The 20,022-nt window shown below is 35.2% G+C and carries 16 protein-coding genes; 8 read left to right on the forward strand and 8 right to left on the reverse strand.

The annotated features are described in order from the left end of the window. The first annotated feature begins 84 nt into the window (after positions 1–84). The gene (locus ACE939_RS14915; protein WP_378186436.1) at positions 85–2,205 is read left to right on the forward strand and encodes a peptidylprolyl isomerase; all 2,121 of its coding nucleotides are present in this window, start codon (positions 85–87) and stop codon (positions 2,203–2,205) included. Between the two features lie 89 nt (positions 2,206–2,294). Here the strand turns inward: ACE939_RS14915 and galE are convergent, their stop codons facing one another. Next, positions 2,295–3,311 carry a UDP-glucose 4-epimerase GalE gene (gene galE, locus ACE939_RS14920; protein ID WP_378186437.1) on the reverse strand — a complete coding sequence of 339 codons (1,017 nt, stop codon included), beginning with the start codon at positions 3,309–3,311 and terminating at the stop codon, positions 2,295–2,297. Positions 3,312–3,521: 210 nt separating this feature from the next. Continuing rightward, on the reverse strand, positions 3,522–3,977 hold the full coding sequence (locus ACE939_RS14925; protein WP_378186438.1) for a GAF domain-containing protein: 456 nt from the start codon (positions 3,975–3,977) through the stop codon (positions 3,522–3,524). A 111-nt stretch (positions 3,978–4,088) separates the two neighbouring features. On the opposite strand from ACE939_RS14925, the gene ACE939_RS14930 reads away from it, so the two are divergent. The 6 genes from ACE939_RS14930 (at position 4,089) to ACE939_RS14955 (ending at position 11,842) form a co-directional block, all read left to right on the forward strand. Further along, positions 4,089–4,511 carry a hypothetical protein gene (locus ACE939_RS14930; RefSeq protein ID WP_378186439.1) on the forward strand — a complete coding sequence of 141 codons (423 nt, stop codon included), beginning with the start codon at positions 4,089–4,091 and terminating at the stop codon, positions 4,509–4,511. Between the two features lie 242 nt (positions 4,512–4,753). Next, positions 4,754–6,016 (forward strand): TolC family protein, encoded by a 1,263-nt coding sequence (locus ACE939_RS14935; protein WP_378186440.1) that lies wholly within the window; start codon positions 4,754–4,756, stop codon positions 6,014–6,016. 7 nt (positions 6,017–6,023) lie between these two features. Continuing rightward, positions 6,024–6,617: a DUF3347 domain-containing protein gene (locus ACE939_RS14940; protein ID WP_378186441.1), complete on the forward strand. Its 594-nt coding sequence runs from the start codon at positions 6,024–6,026 to the stop codon at positions 6,615–6,617. 167 nt (positions 6,618–6,784) lie between these two features. Beyond that, positions 6,785–9,283, forward strand: coding sequence for a heavy metal translocating P-type ATPase (locus ACE939_RS14945; protein ID WP_378186442.1), 2,499 nt, complete (start codon positions 6,785–6,787; stop codon positions 9,281–9,283). Between the two features lie 58 nt (positions 9,284–9,341). Then, on the forward strand, positions 9,342–11,063 hold the full coding sequence (locus ACE939_RS14950; protein WP_378186443.1) for an efflux RND transporter periplasmic adaptor subunit: 1,722 nt from the start codon (positions 9,342–9,344) through the stop codon (positions 11,061–11,063). A gap of 23 nt (positions 11,064–11,086) precedes the next feature. Further along, positions 11,087–11,842 (forward strand): M15 family metallopeptidase, encoded by a 756-nt coding sequence (locus ACE939_RS14955; RefSeq protein ID WP_378186444.1) that lies wholly within the window; start codon positions 11,087–11,089, stop codon positions 11,840–11,842. 93 nt (positions 11,843–11,935) lie between these two features. Here ACE939_RS14955 and aceA read toward each other — a convergent pair whose 3' ends face one another. Together aceA and aceB are read right to left on the reverse strand one after the other, a co-directional pair. After that, a complete protein-coding gene (gene aceA, locus ACE939_RS14960) occupies positions 11,936–13,213 on the reverse strand; it encodes an isocitrate lyase (RefSeq protein ID WP_378186446.1) in 1,278 nt (425 codons plus the stop codon). A 36-nt stretch (positions 13,214–13,249) separates the two neighbouring features. Further along, complete coding sequence (gene aceB / locus ACE939_RS14965; RefSeq protein WP_378186448.1) at positions 13,250–14,848, reverse strand: malate synthase A; 1,599 nt, start codon at positions 14,846–14,848, stop codon at positions 13,250–13,252. A gap of 120 nt (positions 14,849–14,968) precedes the next feature. Between aceB and ACE939_RS14970 the strand changes: the two genes are divergently transcribed. Beyond that, positions 14,969–16,450 (forward strand): helix-turn-helix domain-containing protein, encoded by a 1,482-nt coding sequence (locus ACE939_RS14970; protein ID WP_378186450.1) that lies wholly within the window; start codon positions 14,969–14,971, stop codon positions 16,448–16,450. Between the two features lie 84 nt (positions 16,451–16,534). Here the strand turns inward: ACE939_RS14970 and groL are convergent, their stop codons facing one another. From groL to ACE939_RS14990, 4 genes are all read right to left on the reverse strand, one after another. Beyond that, positions 16,535–18,175: a chaperonin GroEL gene (groL, locus tag ACE939_RS14975; protein WP_378186451.1), complete on the reverse strand. Its 1,641-nt coding sequence runs from the start codon at positions 18,173–18,175 to the stop codon at positions 16,535–16,537. An 82-nt stretch (positions 18,176–18,257) separates the two neighbouring features. Then, positions 18,258–18,533 (reverse strand): co-chaperone GroES, encoded by a 276-nt coding sequence (gene groES, locus ACE939_RS14980; protein ID WP_148781309.1) that lies wholly within the window; start codon positions 18,531–18,533, stop codon positions 18,258–18,260. A gap of 151 nt (positions 18,534–18,684) precedes the next feature. Then, the gene (secG, locus tag ACE939_RS14985) at positions 18,685–19,002 is read right to left on the reverse strand and encodes a preprotein translocase subunit SecG (protein ID WP_378186453.1); all 318 of its coding nucleotides are present in this window, start codon (positions 19,000–19,002) and stop codon (positions 18,685–18,687) included. A 7-nt stretch (positions 19,003–19,009) separates the two neighbouring features. After that, positions 19,010–19,984, reverse strand: coding sequence for a hypothetical protein (locus ACE939_RS14990; protein WP_378186455.1), 975 nt, complete (start codon positions 19,982–19,984; stop codon positions 19,010–19,012). Positions 19,985–20,022 lie beyond the last annotated feature (38 nt).

Consider the following 20,022-nt stretch of genomic DNA (forward strand, 5'->3'; position numbering starts at 1 on the left):
TTAAAAAGACTTTTGTTCTTTAATTGGTATTAATCCAATAAAATGGTATTTTCGCCCACTATATTTGAATTAATTACACATACAATGGCAGTTTTAAATAAAATTAGACAACGTTCAGTTTTCTTAATTGTGATTATCGCACTTGCGTTATTTTCATTTGTTTTGGCAGATTTGATTCGTAATGGCGGAGCTATTTCTCAGAAATCTCAAAATACTATAGCAACAATCAATGGTAACGATATTGATCGAACCGAGTTTGCACAGAAAGTAGAAGCTGCATCTAGGAATTTTGGGACCAATGGTTCTAATATTCAGGCAGTAAATTATGTTTGGAATCAAGAAGTTAGAACCGTGTTATTTGACGAGCAGTTTGAAGAATTAGGTATTCAAGTTGGGGAGGATGAGATTAATGTGCTTGTTGAAGAGTCTTTGGCAAACAACCCTACATTTCAAAATGAAGCAGGTGTTTTTGATAAAGCAAAATTGAAGGAATATGTAGCTAATATTAAAGCTACTTCTCCTCAAGCTTATCAACAATGGCGAGATTATGAAGCAACAATTAGTAAAGGAGCCAAAGAAGAAGCATATTTAAATATGATTAAAGCGGGAGTAGGCGTTACTTTGAGTGAAGGTGAACTTGCCTACAAAATGGAAAATGATAAAGTAGATATAAAATATGTACAGTTACCATTCACAAGTATTCCTGACACTGAGGTAACCGTTTCGGATTCCGAAATCGAAGCGTACATCAAAAAATACCCTAAGCGCTATAAAGCAGATGCATCAAGGAGTCTTCAATACGTGGTTTTCGAAGAAAAACCTAGTGCAGAAGACGAAGAGGAATTGAAAAAAGAAATTGCAACACTGCTCAATGATAGAGCAGAATTTAATACTGCTACCAATACTACAGATACGATTAAAGGTTTCAAAAACACAGAAAATGTTGAAGAGTTTGTGAATGAAAATTCTGCAATAAAATATAATGATCGTTTTGTTTTTAAAAATAGCGTCCCTCAAGTTATCGCTGATGATGTTTTTAATGGAACTGTAGGAGATGTTTTTGGTCCTTACAAAGATGGGGAGTATTTTAAAATTTCTAAGCTTGTAGCTAAGGAGCGTATGCCAGACTCTACAAAAGCTAATCATATTTTGATAGCTTGGAAAGGTTTGAGTACGGCTGGGACCATAGAAAGAACGAAGGAAGACGCAAAAAAGTTAGCTGACAGTATATTATCAGTTGTGCAATCAGATAATGATAAGTTTTCAGCATTAGCTGCAGAGTATTCTGCGGATTCATCGAACAAAGATAAAGGTGGTGATTTAGGATACTATACGCCAGGAACGATGGTACAGCCTTTTGACGAGTTTAGTTTTAATAACCCAAAAGGAAGCAAAGGAGTTGTAGAAACTGCTTTTGGATATCATGTAATTAGCATTGAAGATCAATCAGAGGCAAAAGATGCTGTAAAGCTTGCTACTATTGCAAGAAAAATAGAATCTAGTGAAAAGACAATGAATACAATCTTTACAGAAACTACTAAGTTTCAAAAAGAAGCTAAAGATACGGATTTTGAAAAGGCAGCTAAGACAAAGAATCTAACGGTTCGTCCTGTAAATAAAATAAAGGAATTAGAAGAGAACATTCCAGGTCTTGGTGCACAACGCAGTGTTGTGCAGTGGGCTTTTAACGAAGAGCGTAAGATCGGAGACATCAAACGTTTTGATGTGCCAGCGGGATATATAGTGGTTCAACTTACCGGTAGTGCAGATAAAGGTTTAATGAGTGCTACTGATGCATCTACCACCATAAAGCCAATTTTATTGAAAGATAAAAAAGCAGAAATACTTAAAAATAAAATAACAGGTACTAGTCTGGATGCTATCGCTAGTAATCAAGGTCAAACAGTAAAGACTGCTTCTGCCCTTAATATGTCTACACCTACGATTAGTGGTGCGGGTACAGAGCCTAGAGTTGTAGGTACTGCTTTTGCTTTAAACGAAGGAACTCTATCAAATCCTATTCAAGGTAATAATGGAGTGTATGTTATTGAAGTGATTAAAAAGACTCCAGCGATTAAGCTTGACTCTTATAAGAGCTATGCAAATCAGACTTCAAAAACTCAGGTAAACGCGGTCAATTCACGTGTTTTTAATGCACTAAAAGATGCTGCTGAAATTGAAGACAAAAGAGCTACTTTTTACTAAGTAAAATAGACTCTGAATATAGTAAAGAAAAAGCCCGAAGATATCTTCGGGCTTTTTCTTTACTTTACTTAGCATGTTTATCAAGGAATTCAAGATCGAACCTTTTGTTCCCATTTCCAAGCAGATGATAACGCCTCATCAAGCGTACTCTTTGCTTTCCATCCTAGTTCTTTATTAGCGTAAGATGTATCGGCATAAGCGGCGGTGATATCACCCTCACGTCTATCGACGATTTTATAATTCAATTTTTTATCTGATACAGATTCAAAAGATTTTATAACTTCAATAACTGTGCTGCCTTTGCCAGTTCCTACATTAAATACTTCAAAATTACTTGAATTATTCTTTTGTAATAAACGTTTTAAAGCAACAACATGAGCCTTTGCTAGATCGACCACATGAATATAATCACGTATGCATGTACCATCGTTGGTCGGATAGTCATCACCATACACAGAGAGTTGTTCTCTCATCCCAATTGCCGTTTGGGTAATGTACGGAATTAAGTTTTGAGGCACTCCAATAGGTAATTCTCCAATTTCGGCGCTTGGATGCGCTCCAATAGGATTAAAATAGCGTAGTGCTATAGCGTTCACGTTATTTTTAACCTTACACGTATCTCGAATAATTTCTTCTCCAATTTGTTTAGTGTTTCCATATGGAGACTCTGCAGGTTTTACAGGCGCATTTTCTGTTATAGGAAGCTCATCGGCTTGACCGTATACCGTACAAGAAGAGCTAAAAATAAAATTTGCTATTTTTAAGTTTTGTAATTCTTGAAGCAGATAAACTAAAGTTGTAATATTATTTTCATAGTATAACAACGGATTTTCAACACTCTCACCTACAGCTTTTGATGCGGCAAAATGAATAACTCCAGAAATATCAGTATGTCGCTTAAAAAAATCCTGAACTTTGGGCTTATCTCTTAAATCAAATTGCTCAAAGACTGGTTGGATGTTGGTGATCTTAGTGATACCTGCTAATACATCAACAGAAGAATTAGAACAATTATCTACAATTATTACCTCATATCCTTGATTTTGAAGCTCGACTACCGTGTGTGATCCTATAAATCCAAGGCCTCCGGTTACTAATATTTTCATTTGTTTATTTTTCGATGGTTTTGTTTAACACATTCTTATAATGTTAGGCTACAAATGTATTAAATCAACTGCTATGCAAATCTTCAAACTACGTTAGCGACTGTTATCTTTTTCCCAATTTTGAAAGTTGGAAACTCTGTTTTATAGATGATATGGATTCAAAAATCAAAACAAAGATTTTTCCTAAGGACATATTTTGAAAATTAAAACTTATAGAATCTCAGAAACTTTAGAGTTTACAAATTCTAAAAAACGCTCATCTGCTTCAGTAAATGGATCAGGTGTATCAGAGTCTATGTCAATTTGACCAATATTTTCACCATTTTTAAATAATGGAATAACTATTTCTGACTTGACTGATATGCTACAAGCAATATAATTGTCTTGTGCTTGTACATCGGGGACAACAAAATTTTCATTGGATACTGCAACTTGGCCACAAATTCCTTTTCCAAAAGGAATTATTTCATGGTCTGTAGGTGCTCCCACATAGGTTCTTAATTTAAGTTCTTCCTTATTTCCATTTCTAAAATAAAATCCGACCCAATTATAATAATCTACTCTGTCGTTTAACAATTGACAAATAGCTTTTAGTTTTTCGTCTGTTGATAGGTTTGACCTGCTTATTATAGATTCTACCTCAGGTTGTAATGCTTCTAAACTCATATATCAAATTTGGTACAAAAATATTATTATTTCTTACAAAGGATTACTTAACGATACCTATTGTTGTGTTAAAATAAATCAGTTTTAAATTAATTATGTACTTTTGTTTTGATGAAAATTGCTTTACAAAATATTATTGCTATCTCTCTAGCGGTTCTGGTTATGTTCTCAACATTCTCATTTACCGTATCTAAGCATTATTGCGGAAGCTTTTTGATAGACAGTTCGATGTTTACCTCTGCCAAAACTTGCGGTATGGAATCATCGTATCGTACAATACCAAATGCATTAGAAGCCACAGTTCAAAAATTACCATGCTGTAAAGATGAACTCATCTTGGTTAGTGGGCAGGATGAATTAAAGAATTCTTCTTACACGACCAATCTTAAAACATTTGATGTTTTCCAAGCCTTTAGTGTCAATTATCATAAGTTTGTAGAACCAATACGTTTGAATCAGATTTTTTATTCTGAATACTCACCACCAGTTATCGTCAGAAACTTTTCAACATGGTTTGGATCCTTCCTAATTTGAAACATGCCGAACAATCATTAACCTAACTAATAATGTTTTAGCGGTGCAATACTTGTTGATAATTTTTGATATTTTATATAGTATACAACTACATTCTAATTATTAGTTAAGTGAAGTTTGATAAATCCATAACAAATGGATTCGAGAATCACTATTTTAAGAATAAAGCTCATTTTTGCTATTCGTTTCACTTATAACAAAGTTAACTATAGAATGAGTAATAACTTTATAAAATCAAACTAATGCAATTGACTAGGATTTGTTTCGCAAGAGCGATTTCAATTAATTTCTTCTGGCATGCTTCATTATACTTGCTATTTAGTTCTTTTGGTGTAACTGCCCAAACTTTACATGATTATCAAAGGGAGGCCTTAACAAATAATCCTGAACTTAAGGCGCTTCAATATCATTTAGAACAGAGCGAAGAAAAAATCAGTGTAGCAGGAAGTTTAACTAATACCAAAATTTCTGCTGGTTATTTTGTACAAGAGCCTGAAACCAGAACTGGAGCTCAAAAAGCAAGATTTAGCGCTCAGCAATCAGTACCGCTATTTGGTATACGAAAGGCACAAAAAGAGACTGCTCGTCTTTTAAGTAGCGTAGAACAAAATAATTTAGAAGTCGCCAAAAATGTTCTTTTTCTCGACATTAAAAGAACATACTATAACATATACGCATTAAAAGCGAAGCAGAATATATTAAAAGCACGTTATCAATTATTAGAAACCTATAGAGAAATAGGTTTAACTGCATTGAGTACAAATCGTGCTACAGCTGTTGACATTTTAAAAATCAATATTGCTCTTAATGAAGTGCGTAATAAAGAAGAAATTTTGAAAGGCGAAATCTTATCTACAGAAAAAGAATTTAATAGTTTACTTAATCGGGATGGGTTTGAAGCAATACATGTTGTAGATAACCTTTTTATACCAGAAGAAGAACCCACCATGGTTTTGAACGAAACTAGTAATCATCCAGAACTTCTTAGGTACGAATATCTAACTAATGTAGTAGACGCAAGATTAAAACTCAATAAAAGAGAGGCTTTACCTTCACTAGGTTTTGGTTTGGATTATATCATTGTACAAGAAAGAACAGATATGGAAATATCCGATAATGGAAAAGATATAGTAATGCCAATGGTTTCAGTTTCAATACCGTTATTTACAAATAGATATAAATCTCAATCCAAACAATTTGTTCTAGAACAAAATGAATTATCACAACAATACGAAGCAGTGCACCATCAGCTAGAAAATCGTTTAGAGCGAGCAATTAATGAGCGTATTACTTCAAGAATTAATTATGACACTCAGCAAAAAAATATAGAACAAGCAAAGCAAGTCGAGCAAATTTTACGTGCTCGCTATGAAACTTCACAAATCGACTTTGATCAAATACTTGCGGTTCAAAATATGTTACTGGATTTTGAGTATAACAAAGTCGAGGCAATAAAAGAATATTTTATACAAACAGCAGTGATTGCTTATTTAAATGTAAATTAATAAACTTATGAAAAATAAAACTGTCAAAAGAACAAATTATGCTTATTTAATAATGCTAACGTTGTGTATAGTATCAACACTTTATATATCTTGTGGTAAAGACAAAAAGGATCAACCAGTTCTATCCGAGCAAGATACCGTTAAAACTTCACGAGTTGAAGGAGCTAATTACAATCAAACAGATGACAAAATTACTGTAGAATTTGAAGATAAATTGGCGGCTTCTATCTATACACATTATTTGGGTGTTAAAGCAGCATTGGTGAATTCAGATATAAACATGGCAATGTCTCATGCCAAGAAATTGTCTACCATTCTTACCGAGGATGTAAATTACAAACAGTTAAAAGCCACCGCTCAATTGATGGCGTTAACAAAAGATATCGGTAAACAACGTGATTTCTTTAGTACGTTAACCGACGAAACTATAAAGATTCTAAGTAAGGCGAAGATAGCCTCTGGCGAAATTTTTAAACAGTTCTGTCCTATGGCATTTGATGGCGATGGGGGGTATTGGTTGTCAGATTCTAAAGAAATTCGTAATCCGTATTACGGTAATAAAATGCTTACTTGTGGGAGTGTTCAAGAGGTATTAAAATAGGTTGAAACCCTACGCTACAACAAGGTAAATAAAGGTAATAGGGAACGAAAATGATGCTGCTTATATGGTAAGGAGGGGTAGAAGTACCGCGTACATACAACTGTATAGCTGTCTTTGAGAACAAAAAATAACGAATAAGTACACTTTGGTTAGCCAAACAACACAAAATGAAACACACATATAAACTTCACGGATTGAGCTGTAATGGGTGTAGAACTCATGTAGAGCAAGTTCTAAGTGACATCACTCATGTTCAAGGCGTAAAAGTGCATCTAGATACTGGCGAAGCTGTGATTCATATGGAAGAGCATGTACCACTGCAAGTTTTTCAAAAAGCTTTAGAAATGGATGGCGGTGGTTATGCTATTGCCTTACCTGGTCAAGAATTTAAATTACCAAAAAAACCTCTTTCAAAAACAATAAAAAGCAAGGGGACAGGAACGTTTTACTGTCCTATGCACTGCGAAGGAGAAATGATATATCAGCAGGCAGGTGATTGTCCTGTGTGTGGAATGGATTTGGTAGAAGAGATAAGTTTACAGTCAGCTGTTTCTCAATATACGTGTCCTATGCATCCAGATATTATAAAAAATCATGCAAGTGATTGTCCAATTTGCGGAATGGATTTGGTGCCTGTGAAAGCTGATTTAAGTGAAGAAGAAAAGCACCATAAGCGATTGCTCAACAGACTACGGATTGCGAGTATTTTTACAATTCCTATTTTTATAGTAGCAATGTCCGAAATGGTACCAGATAACCCCATGTATCAATGGATGAATCTGAAATATTGGAACTGGCTACAATTTTTCTTATCAATACCAGTAGTATTCTATGCGACATGGATGTTCTTTGAACGCGCCTACAAATCTTTGATTACACGAAATTTAAATATGTTTACGCTAATTGGAATTGGAGCTGGAATAGCTTGGACTTTTAGCGTGGTTGGGCTAGTAGTTCCCGATTTTTTTCCAATGCAATTTAGAACTCAGCAGGGTACTGTTCATGTGTATTTTGAAGCTGCAACGGTAATTTTAACCCTAGTTCTTTTGGGTCAAGTGTTAGAAGCTAAAGCACACAGTAAAACGACCAGTGCGGTAAAAGCATTGCTTAAACTAGCACCTAATACTGCTTATAGAATTACTGAAGGTCGCGAAGAAAAAATAAATATTAACCAAATAAAGGTAGGTGATAAATTACGTGTAAAACCAGGTGATAAAATTCCTGTAGATGGTCGCATCATTCAAGATAGCAGTACGGTTGATGAGTCTATGATTACTGGAGAGCCTATTCCTGTAGATAAAAGTGTAGGAGATGTGGTGCATTCGGGTACAATCAATGGAACTCAATCTTTTGTGATGTTAGCAGAAAAAGTAGGAAATGTGACACTTTTATCACAGATTATAGAAATGGTAAACAAGGCGAGTAGGAGTCAAGCACCAATACAAAAACTAGCCGACAGAATTTCTAGTTATTTTGTTCCAGCAGTAGTGTTAAGTGCCATATTAACTTTTATTGTATGGGCGCTTATTGGTCCAGAGCCCGCTTATGTATATGCGCTTGTCAATGCAATAGCCGTATTAATTATAGCCTGTCCCTGTGCCCTAGGCTTGGCAACTCCAATGTCGGTAATGGTAGGTGTAGGTAAAGGGGCACGAGCTGGGATTTTAATTAAGAATGCAGAAGTTTTACAAAAATTAAATACCATTGATACAGTTATTGTCGATAAGACAGGAACCATAACCGAGGGTAAACCTTCTGTAGAATCGATAATTACGATTTCCAATGTTGTTTCACAAAATGAAGTGTTACAATATATAGTTTCCTTAAATCAGCATAGTGAACATCCTTTGGCAGCGGCAACCGTAAAATACGGGAAGCATCAAAACATCAAAATGCTAGAAGTAAAGAATTTTAATACAGTCACAGGAAAAGGGGTGTCGGGTAACATTTTTGATAAAAAAATCGCAGTAGGAAATGAGAAATTAATGAATGAGGAGAATGCTGTATTATCCAAAGAATTATATCGTGATGTAATTGAACAACAAAAGCAAGGTAAAACAGTGTCTTATCTATCAGTTAATAGTATCGTGGTAGGTTATGTTGTACTTACCGATGCTATTAAAGAGACGAGTAAAGAAGCTATTTCAAAGTTGAGAACCATGGGTATAGATGTCATTATGCTTACAGGAGATAATGAAAATACAGCCAAAGCAGTTGCATCCCCCTTAGAAATTAAGAGCTTTAAAGCACAGCTGTTACCCATAGATAAATTAATTGAAGTTGAAAAATTACAAAAGAAAGGAAAAAAGGTAGCAATGGCTGGAGATGGTATTAATGATGCGCCAGCATTAGCAAAAAGTGATGTAGGAATAGCAATGGGAACAGGAACCGATATCGCTATACAAAGTGCAGCAGTCACTTTGATAAATGGCGACTTACGAGGAGTAGTAAAAGCAATACATCTAAGTCAGAAGGTCATGGGTAACATTAAACAAAATTTATTTTTTGCATTGATTTATAATATTGTGGGAATACCAGTGGCAGCAGGAGTTTTATTTCCTTTTTTTGGAATAGTATTGTCTCCAATGCTAGCAGCTTTGGCAATGAGTTTTAGTTCGGTTTCGGTGATTGCTAATTCCTTACGCCTCAAAAATGCAGAACTGTAAATCAAAGCGAGTCTTATATGTACTCAGTAAATTTTCAATAAGAACTTAATATAGAAATATGGACAAAAGGGTGATATATATTATTGTAGGTATTCTTTTTGGGTTAGTGTCTGGGTATTTATTTTTTGGAAGTCAAAAAGGTTTATACTCGACCTCTGATGCTCAGAATAATCAGGTAAACGTTCAAGAAACGTTAGTTTGGACCTGTTCTATGCATCCACAAATTAAGCAATCAGAGTCGGGAGAATGTCCTATTTGCGGAATGGATTTAATACCTGCCGAAATAGGTACAGAGGGTTTATTACCAAATCAATTTAAGCTAACAGCTAATGCTATTGCTTTAGCAAACATCCAAACACAAAAAATAGAGAGCATTCGGTCAGACAAAAATACGTTAGTTCTTTCAGGAACTATCATGCAAAATAAAGAGAAAACTGTTGTGCAAACAGCTTATTATTCGGGTAGGTTAGAGAAGTTGAATATTAATTATGAGGGAGAAACTATAAGGTCAGGTCAACTTTTGGCTCGAATATATTCACCAGACTTGATTGCTGCTCAGCAAGAACTGTTAACCATGGCAACCTTAAAAGAATCACAACCAGATTTATATAATGCTGTACGTAGTAAACTGTTGTTATGGAAATTGTCAAACAATCAAGTTGACGCCATAGAAGCTTCTGGGGTGATACAAAATACAATTCCGATTTACGCGAGATCAACTGGAGTAGTAACGTCAAAAATGGTCGAAGTTGGTGATTACGTTAAAGAAGGACAGCCGTTGCTTCAAATGGTTGATTTAAGTACTGTTTGGGCAACTTTTGATGTCTATGAATCAGATATTACTCAAATCAAAAAAGGGCAAGAAATAAGCATTCGCACCAAAAATTCTTCTCATGAAATTAAGACAACTATTTCTTTTATAGATCCAATGTTAGACTCTAACACTCGCGTGGTTGCAGTACGTGCAATGGTTCAAAATATTGAAAACCAACTCAAACCAGGAATGTTTGTTGAAGGTCTTGTCAAGTTGGATAGTAACCCAAGTAGTTTTAATCAATTTACAATACCAAAAAGTGCGGTATTATGGACAGGTGAGCGCTCTGTGGTCTATGTAAAGATAGCAGGTGATCAACCTATTTTTGAGTTAAGAGAGATTAGATTAGGAACTAGTTATAATGACTCTTATACGGTTTTGGAGGGGTTGTTAGGAGCTGAAGAAATTGTCGTAAATGGAGCGTTCACCGTGGATGCTTCAGCGCAATTACAAGGTAAAAAATCGATGATGCAGGTTCAAAAAGTATCTCAAGATAACCCGATCCATCAAACACCGATGGATATACCTAGCGCTCTTGAACAAGAAGTCGAACAAATACTTTTAACGTATAGTAGGCTTAAAGATGCATTTGTGGTTGCTGATACTGTAAAAATTGAAGTATTTTCAAAAGAATTAATAGCGCTAACAACAAAAATAGATGACTTTAATCTAGCGAATATATTAGCTTCCCATATTGCTGAAATTAAAAAAATGGCTCTCGCAATAGTTAAGGATAAAACATTTAATAATCAAAGAGATTCCTTTGGCGTACTTTCCGAAAAAATTATTGATATCGCCAAAAATTTGTCAGCTACAAAGGAAACATTTTACATTATGACATGTCCTATGGCTAATTCTAATAAAGGTGCTAATTGGTTAAGTAGAGAAGAAAAAATTGAAAATCCTTATTTTGGCAATGAAATGCTGGGATGTGGAAGTATAATAGATACGATCTCTGTACAATAAAGAATAACTAAAAATAGCAAAAGATGTTTTTTAGAATTAGTTTGTGTATAAGTGTATTTCTCATAGGAGCCTGTACTATATATGAGCGTAAAAAGGATACACAAATTGTAGAGGACAAATCAATGCACTCGGTTACAAATCAAAGAATAGATGAAGAATCAAAAGCTTCTAAAAAGAAATTAGAAATAATAAAACCTGCAAAAAATGAGGTTAGTAGTTTGTATACTTTGCCAGATACAACCTTTGTAAATATTTTAGATTATTCTAGAGATTTTACGTTAAATATAAAATACGCTACATCGAATAATTTTTTAAAAACTGCTGTATATGATTGTGCAGCCTGTTACGTACGTGCTCCAGTAGCTTCTGCATTGATAAAAGCTAATGCTTCATTAATGGCATTAGGATATCGTCTTCAATTTTTTGATTGTTATCGCCCACACAGCGTACAAAAAAAAATGTGGGAAATTTTTCCCAAACCAGGCTATGTTGCTAACCCAAAAGGAGGTTCAATCCATAACAAAGGTGCTGCAGTTGACCTTACCATAACAAAATTGGATGGTACCCCTATCGATATGGGCTCAGCCTATGACCATTTTGGATGGAAATCACATCATGCGTATCCCAAATTACCAAAAAACGTAATGCAACATCGCACCTTATTGAAAGAGACTATGCTTAATTTTGGATTCAAAACTATCAGAAGAGAGTGGTGGCATTATAATTATCAAGGAGGTCGACGCTATCCGATTTCAGATTTTAAATGGAAGTGTTCGTAAAAGACAATATACTATGATTTTATACGATGTAGGATTATAAAAAACACAGCATCCAAAAGAGGATGCTGCATTAGTTTACAAAAATCGAAACTGCTAAAATTGCGCAACTTCTGTACTTCCAGCCATAGCAACAGTAGACGAGCGGCCTGCTGTTACTGTATTTTGAATAGCATCAAAATAGGAAGTCCCAACAAAACCTTGATGCTTTACTGCTTTAAATCCATCTTTTTGCAAAGCAAATTCACGTTCTTGTAATTCAGAATACCCTGCCATTCCACGTTCTTTATATGCTTTCGAAAGTTCAAACATACTTGTATTAAGGGCATGGAATCCTGCGAGTGTAATAAATTGAAATTTGTATCCCATAGCTGCTAGTTCTTCTCTAAAAGTTTCCATTTCCTTTACAGATAATTTGGCAGCCCAATTAAAGGAAGGTGAGCAGTTATAGGCTAGTAATTGGTCTGGAAATTCGGCATGAATAGCCTCTGCAAACTTACGTGCTTGTTCTAGATCAGGGTTACTCGTTTCCATCCAGATTAGATCAGCATATGGTGCATAAGATAAACCGCGATCAATGCCTTGTTCTATTCCGTTTTTAACATGATAAAAACCTTCATCAGTACGCTCCCCTGTAACAAATTTATGATCTCGTGGGTCAATATCACTAGTTAATAAATTGGCAGCATCGGCATCTGTTCTTGCGATAATAATGGCAGGTACTCCCATTACATCTGCAGCAAGTCTTGCGGCAACTAATTTATTGATAGCTTCTTGTGTTGGAACCAGAACTTTACCGCCTAGGTGACCACATTTTTTTGCAGAGCTTAATTGATCTTCAAAATGAACTCCACTAGCACCTGCTTCAATCATAGCTTTCATTAATTCGAAGGCATTAAGATTACCACCAAAACCAGCTTCGGCATCAGCCACTATGGGAACCAAATAATCTTTGGTAGTTGTTTCACCATTTACTATTTGAATTTGATCAGCTCGCAGCAAGGCATTGTTTATACGTTTTACAACCTGTGGTACACTATTAGCTGGATATAAAGACTGGTCTGGATACATTTGCCCAGCTAAGTTTGCATCGGCAGCCACTTGCCAACCACTTAAATATATAGCTTCCAAACCAGCTTCTACCTCTTGCACCGCTTGATTACCCGTTAGTGCACCTAATCCAGCTACAAAACTTTGAGAATTAAGTTGCGTCCAAAGCTTTTCTGATCCTAATTTTGCGATACTGTGTTCGATGTGATATGACCCTTGTAATCTTACCACTTCTTCTGCAGTGTAAGGACGTGTAATGTTTTGCCATCTTGGATTTGTAGACCAATCTGTAAGTAATGTTTCAATTCGTTGTTGTGTGTTCATGAGTTAGGTATTTTTAGTATGTAGTTAATTATAATTTTATAGGTATTTATAAGCTTCGGTAGTCAAAAACTCTTCGCAATTCTTATTTTCGACTAGAGTTTTGAATATTTGAATCGCTGTTTGATATAATTCTTGTTCAAAAACTATTTTCCCTACTTGCTGTTCAATTACTGTTAGTTCGGTTTTCAATAGTTTTGTGTATAAGCTGTTGTTAAAAATTCTGCCATCCTCTAATTGCACATTGTTATGTAACCATTGCCACACTTGTGTTCTACTAATCTCTGCCGTAGCGGCATCTTCCATAAGATTATAGAGAGCAACCGCACCATTTCCATCAAGCCAAGAAGCGATATAATGTATAGCCACATTCATATTTTTGCGAATACCATCTTCTGTAATTGTACCTTTTGGTACTTCGAGTAATTGCTTTTCTGTGATTTGTATATCGGTTCTTTTATTTGTTATTTGATTCGCTTGGGGCATGTGGGTATCAAAAATTTCAGTGGCTAATTTTACCATAGCGGGATGCGCCACCCAGGTTCCATCATGACCATTAGTAACTTCACGCTCTTTATCTGCTCGAATTTTGGCGAAAGCAATAGCGTTTTTTTCCGTATCATTTTTAATAGGGATTTGAGCGGCCATACCTCCAATAGCAAGAATGTTGCGTTTGTGACAACGCTGGATCACTAATTTACTGTAAGCATCCATAAAAGGACTCTTCATAGTAACTTGATCTCGATTTGGAACTATAAACTCTGGGTGATTTCTCATTTTTTTAATATAGCTGAAGATGTAATCCCATCGTCCACAGTTGAGCCCTACAATATGATCCTTTAATGCATATATAATTTCGTCTAATTGAAAACTAGCTGTTATAGTCTCAATAAGCACGGTCACTTTGATAGTAGCATGTGCGAGTTCCAAATATTCTTCGGTAAAGTTGATTACCTCATTCCACCATATCGCCTCAGTAAAATGCTCTAATTTTGGTAAGTAATAGTAGGGTCCTGTTTCTTTGTCTTTAAGAGTAGTAGCATTATGAAATACATATAATCCAAAATCAATTAGTGATGCACTGATTGCTTGATTGTCAATAATTAAGTGCTTTTCGACTAAATGTAATCCTCTGGGCCGTACTAATAGCGTAGCACAGGTGTTATTAAGTTGATATATTTTATCTCGTTTGGATTCGTAAAAAGTGATAGACCTGTCTACAGCGTCTCTCAAATTTTGCTGTCCTTGCATACAATTGTCCCATGAAGGCGCGTTGCTATCTTCAAAATCTGCCATAAAGGTTTTGGCGCCAGAATTTAGAGCATTGATTACCATTTTACGATCTACGGGTCCAGTTATTTCTACTCTGCGATCAAGAAGATCAGCCGGAATCTCTTCGGCAGACCATTCGCTATTTCGAATCTCTTTGGTATGATCTGGAAATTTGGGAAAGGATCCTAGATCTAAGAGTTGTTGCCTATCAACTCTGTCATCAAGTAACTGTAATCGTTTCGTATTAAAGCGTTTTTGAAGTGTATATAAAAAGATTAATGCCTCATCTGTTAAGATATCGGGATAATAATTTTTTACCTGCTGATCAAAGCTGATTTTCTGAGTAAGATTGATTTGTGTTTCCATAACGTATCGATTGAGTGAACAATATTAAAAAAAAGTTTTTTATAAAACAAGCGAACGTTCGCTAAATGAGAATATTTTCTTTTTGAAATTATTCGCAAGAATGCTTACTTTTGGATTATTATGACAATAGCAGAAGAATATATACGCTTAATTTTTGGTCTCAAAATCAAGCAAATACGTACTGATAAGGGGTTGTCTCTCTTTGGTTTATCAAAGTTGAGTGGGCTTTCAAAATCGTATTTAAATGAAATTGAAAAAGGTAAAAAATATCCTAAAACAGATAAGGTAATTCGATTGGCAGAGACATTAGAGGTACCTTATGATAGCTTGGTTTCTCTAAAATTAGATAAAAATCTAGCTCCAATTGGCGAAATATTGCAGTCTGGAATTCTTGATGAGATTCCGTTAGAACTATTTGGAATACAGCAAAGTGATTTAATTGACATCATCGCAAATGCACCTTCAAAGGTGAATGCCTTTATTAGTACAATTATAGAAATTGCACAGCACTATAACTTAAGTAGAGAAGGTTTCTACCTAGCTTCTTTGCGATCCTATCAAGAGGCACATAATAACTTTTTTAAAGAGCTTGAAGAAAAAGCCATACGCTGTGCTAACTCTTACCAGATTGATTTAAACGGAAAAATAAATTCGGAAGAGCTTGCAGAAATTTTAACCGAAGAATATGGCTATACCATTATAACGGATGCTATTGCTGATCAGGAAGAATTAGAGAATTTACGTTGTGTTTTTGTACCCAAAACAAAAACTTTATTAGTATCCGGGAGGGTTGATGAGGCGCAAAAAACATTTATTTATGCTAAAGAATTAGGATATCAATATTTAGAAATTAAGGAACGTCCTTATACATTTTCATGGATTAAATATGATAATTTTGAAGAAGTATTACATAATTTTTATGCTTCTTATTTTGCTGGAGTATTAATTTTGCCACGAGTGCACCTCAAAAATCAATTGAAGGCTGTTTTTTCTAAAAAGAAGTTTTCTGAAGCTGATTTTCATAAGGTGATGCATCAATACAACGCCTCGCCAGAATCATTTTATCAGCGTTTAACAAATATTCTACCAAAGGATTTTGGAATGCAAAATGTGTTCTTTCTCCGTTTTACTCATAAGCTAGGAGCTAATAAATTCAATTTGGTAAAAGAATTGCATATTACGCATCAACAACAACCTCGCGCTAACGAAATAAATGAGCATTACTGTCGTCGATGGATGGCTATTAAAACCTTGCAGCGCACGGCCAAAGAGAATATTCCGTATGCTTTTGATATTCAAATCTCAGATTATGAAGATACTGAGCAAAAATATTTAGTATTTACCTCGGCAACCAAAGACCCTTTTCGAAAAAAGTTTTATCGCAGTATTGGTATAGGATTTTTGATCTCACCAGCACTCGAAAAGAAAATTGCCTTTGTAAATGATTCCAAAATTGATACGGTAAAGGTTGGAGTTACTTGTGAAACCTGTTCGATCCAGAATTGTGAGGTAAGAATGGCGCCCCCCAAACGATTATTGACAAAAGAAAAATTTAAAAAAACTGAAGCTTTGGTAGAGGAGATGATGAGTAAGTTTTCTTAAACAATAGTTGCTACCCTATATAAAAAACGCTATTTGAGTACATCAAATAGCGTTTTTGTTATTTTAAATAGTGTTGTACGATTTTTACATCATACCAGGCATACCTCCGCCCATTGGTGGCATTCCGCCTCCTCCAGCTGGAGCATCTTCTTTAATATCGATTAATGCACACTCGGTAGTTAAAATCATTCCTGAAACAGATGCAGCATTTTCTAATGCGACACGTGTTACTTTTTTAGGATCAATAATACCTGCTTCAAGCATGGTCACGTATTTTTCAGATTTAGCATCGTATCCAAAATCATCTTTACCTTCAATAACTTTGGCAATAACAACAGAACCTTCTCCACCTGCATTCTCAACAATAGTACGTAAAGGTGCTTCTATAGCACGATTTACAATTTGAACTCCCGTTGCTTCATCAGCGTTTTCTGTTTTAATGGCATCTAATGCAGCTTTAGCTCTAACAAGTGCTACACCCCCACCAGCAACAATACCTTCTTCAACTGCGGCACGAGTTGCATGTAGTGCATCATCAACACGATCTTTCTTTTCTTTCATTTCAACCTCAGAGGCAGCACCAACATATAATACAGCAACGCCACCAGCTAGTTTAGCCAAACGCTCTTGTAATTTTTCTCTGTCATAGTCAGAAGTAGTCGTCTCGATTTGCGCTTTAATCTGGTTCACGCGGTTCTTGATCATTTCTTCTTCACCTGCTCCATTTACTACAGTAGTATTATCCTTGTCGATAGCAACTTTTTCGGCGGTACCTAATTGCTCGATAGTTGTGTTTTCTAAAGTGAATCCGCGCTCTTCAGAAATCACAGTACCTCCAGTTAAGATCGCAATATCCTCAAGCATTGCTTTACGACGATCACCAAATCCAGGAGCTTTTACCGCTGCAATTTTTAGGGCACCACGTAATTTATTTACTACTAAAGTAGCCAAAGCTTCACCATCAACATCTTCAGCAATAATTAATAAAGGTTTTCCAGTTTGAGCAACTGGCTCTAATACTGGTAATAAATCCTTCATTGCAGAGATCTTCTTATCATACAAGAGGATGTATGGATTCTCAAGATCTGCTGTCATTTTTTCACTATTGGTAACAAAGTAAGGCGATAGGTAACCTCTATCAAACTGCATACCTTCAACAACATCTACATAGGTATCTGTTCCTTTAGCTTCTTCAACAGTAATAACACCTTCTTTACCTACTTTACCAAATGCCTGAGCAATTAGATCTCCAATTAACTCATCATTATTTGAAGAAATAGCAGCTACTTGTTTTATTTTTTCTGTAGAACTTCCTACTTCCTTAGTTTGTTTTTCTAGATCCGCAGTGATAGCTTCTACAGCTTTATCGATACCACGTTTCAAATCCATTGGGTTTGCACCTGCGGCAACATTTTTAAGTCCTTCTTTAACGATTGCTTGAGCTAATACAGTAGCCGTTGTAGTACCATCACCTGCAAGATCATTGGTTTTTGAAGCTACTTCTTTAACCATTTGAGCTCCCATATTTTCAAGGGGATCTTCTAACTCAACTTCTTTTGCAACAGAAACACCATCTTTGGTTACCGTTGGAGCTCCAAAAGATTTACTAATAATCACGTTACGACCTTTTGGTCCTAAAGTTACTTTTACCGCATTTGCTAATGCATCAACACCACGTTTAATACCGTCGCGTGCTTCTAAGTCAAATTTTATGTCTTTAGCCATAATAGAATTTTGTTTTTAAATTTGAGTTCTATGTAATTTGTAAAAAAATTACTGAACACGATTTGTGTTTGTATTGTCCTACTTATACAATAGCAAGGATGTCATCCTCACGCATGATTAAATAGTCTTTACCATCTAATTTTAATTCGGTACCAGAAAATTTACCGTAAAGAACCGTGTCACCTACTTTTACAGTCATGTCATGATCTTTTTTACCATTACCTACAGCAGCAACTTTACCTTTTTGTTGTTTTTCTTGTGCCGAATCAGGTATGTATAATCCTGAAGCTGTTTGTTTTTCTGCCGGAAGTGGTTCGATTACCACGCGATCCGAAAGAGGCTTAATGTTTACTCCCATTATGATTAGTTTTATTATTAAAATTAATATGTATTATGTATCTAATCATTCAGAAATTGTGCCAGTGGAGATATACTGACAAATTGAAATAAAAAATGCCGCCCTGTATGACAAGTCGGCATTTTTATGTAATTATTATATAACGTTTTCCCTATTCCTCTACGGCAGGTGTAGCTACTGGAGCTTCGATTTGTACATCATCGGTATTTATCTTTGATTCTTCTATTCCAGAACCACCCATAAGATCAATGTTTGATAGTAGAATCAAAACTAGTAATAGCGTAGCCAAGGCCCAAGTACTTTTGTCTAAAAAGTCGGTAGTTTTTTTGACACCACCTAATTGTTGTGATCCGCCACCTCCAAAAGATGAAGACAGTCCGCCTCCTTTTGGATTTTGCACCATGATTACTACGATTAGTAAAAAAGATACGATAACGATAAGTATTAAAAAGATAGTAAACGTTGTCATTATATTGTTATTTATTTTCTTGTAATTTCTTTATTGCTCGAATTTGGTCTGCAAAGAAACCACTTTTTTCGGGATTTTTCAAAATTAATATTTTATATGCTTGAATCGCCTTTTTATAATTTTTTTGTGATAAATAAACACGTGCCAATGTTTCGGTCATTAATTCATCTGGCGCTGTAGCATGTTCTTTGGCAATATTGCGTGTGGGAACACTTTTGTCTACAGGTTTTATCTTAGGATTATTAGCAATAAACTGATCTATAATCTCAAATTTTTTCTGAAGTTTTGAGGGTTTTGATTCACTTGGAGTAGCTTTTACCTTTTCTTTTAAAGAGATTTCTTTTTTGTCATTTTCTTCATCCTTTAATTTGTCGTCTCGACGAATAGGTTGTACAGAAGTTAATTTGAGCCATTCTGCAAAAGAGTGGGTTTCTTTTTTAGTGAACTCCAAAGGTTCGTCAGGATGGATACTTGAAACTGTAGGTTCTGCTTGTTTATTTGTTTTAGATTCGCTACTTTCTTTGGATGGTGAGATTTCTAGAGGAGTAGTGTCAGATTCTTTATCTTTGGCCTCAAAAAGTTGAGGGTCAAGAACCTCTTCTGCCTCGTCGCTGTTCATTGAAACTGCTTGATCAATGGTTATGGCATCCTCTGTACTTTCTGTTTTTGAATCGTTTACTGTTATGGTATTAAGATATTGCGCAGTGCTGGTGGGTTCGTTGCTATTGTTTGTAACCGTTGCTAGAAATGAGGGAGATGTTATAAACTCAAATAGCACGCTACGGTCTGTAGTGTAGGCTGCTGTGGTTTTAAGTTCTTTATTGTAAATAAAACTTCCTTGATCTTTTAAGCCTTTTAATAAAATTGAACGCGCCGATTGAAAATACGGAAACTCTTTTATTAACTGTTGAAGAGCAACTATTTGTTCCTTCTCAATAGTAGCAGGATTTTGTAGAAGATATAGAAGAGATTTGCTGTTCAAAATTTAAAAATTGTTTTTTAATTTAAAGTTATAAAATT

It is taken from the genome of Aquimarina rhodophyticola, assembly GCF_042434915.1.
Taxonomy (GTDB): domain Bacteria; phylum Bacteroidota; class Bacteroidia; order Flavobacteriales; family Flavobacteriaceae; genus Aquimarina.

Bases quoted from the DNA above. Each gene is read 5' to 3' on its own strand.
- secG (WP_378186453.1), bottom strand. From the start codon at position 19,002: ATGACAACGTTTACTATCTTTTTAATACTTATCGTTATCGTATCTTTT.
- ACE939_RS14970 (WP_378186450.1), top strand. From the start codon at position 14,969: ATGACAATAGCAGAAGAATATATACGCTTAATTTTTGGTCTCAAAATC.
- ACE939_RS14940 (WP_378186441.1), top strand. From the start codon at position 6,024: ATGAAAAATAAAACTGTCAAAAGAACAAATTATGCTTATTTAATAATG.
- aceA (WP_378186446.1), bottom strand. From the start codon at position 13,213: ATGAACACACAACAACGAATTGAAACATTACTTACAGATTGGTCTACA.
- ACE939_RS14915 (WP_378186436.1), top strand. From the start codon at position 85: ATGGCAGTTTTAAATAAAATTAGACAACGTTCAGTTTTCTTAATTGTG.
- groES (WP_148781309.1), bottom strand. From the start codon at position 18,533: ATGGGAGTAAACATTAAGCCTCTTTCGGATCGCGTGGTAATCGAACCA.
- ACE939_RS14930 (WP_378186439.1), top strand. From the start codon at position 4,089: ATGAAAATTGCTTTACAAAATATTATTGCTATCTCTCTAGCGGTTCTG.
- ACE939_RS14945 (WP_378186442.1), top strand. From the start codon at position 6,785: ATGAAACACACATATAAACTTCACGGATTGAGCTGTAATGGGTGTAGA.
- groL (WP_378186451.1), bottom strand. From the start codon at position 18,175: ATGGCTAAAGACATAAAATTTGACTTAGAAGCACGCGACGGTATTAAA.
- ACE939_RS14950 (WP_378186443.1), top strand. From the start codon at position 9,342: ATGGACAAAAGGGTGATATATATTATTGTAGGTATTCTTTTTGGGTTA.
- ACE939_RS14925 (WP_378186438.1), bottom strand. From the start codon at position 3,977: ATGAGTTTAGAAGCATTACAACCTGAGGTAGAATCTATAATAAGCAGG.
- aceB (WP_378186448.1), bottom strand. From the start codon at position 14,848: ATGGAAACACAAATCAATCTTACTCAGAAAATCAGCTTTGATCAGCAG.
- ACE939_RS14955 (WP_378186444.1), top strand. From the start codon at position 11,087: ATGTTTTTTAGAATTAGTTTGTGTATAAGTGTATTTCTCATAGGAGCC.
- ACE939_RS14935 (WP_378186440.1), top strand. From the start codon at position 4,754: ATGCAATTGACTAGGATTTGTTTCGCAAGAGCGATTTCAATTAATTTC.
- galE (WP_378186437.1), bottom strand. From the start codon at position 3,311: ATGAAAATATTAGTAACCGGAGGCCTTGGATTTATAGGATCACACACG.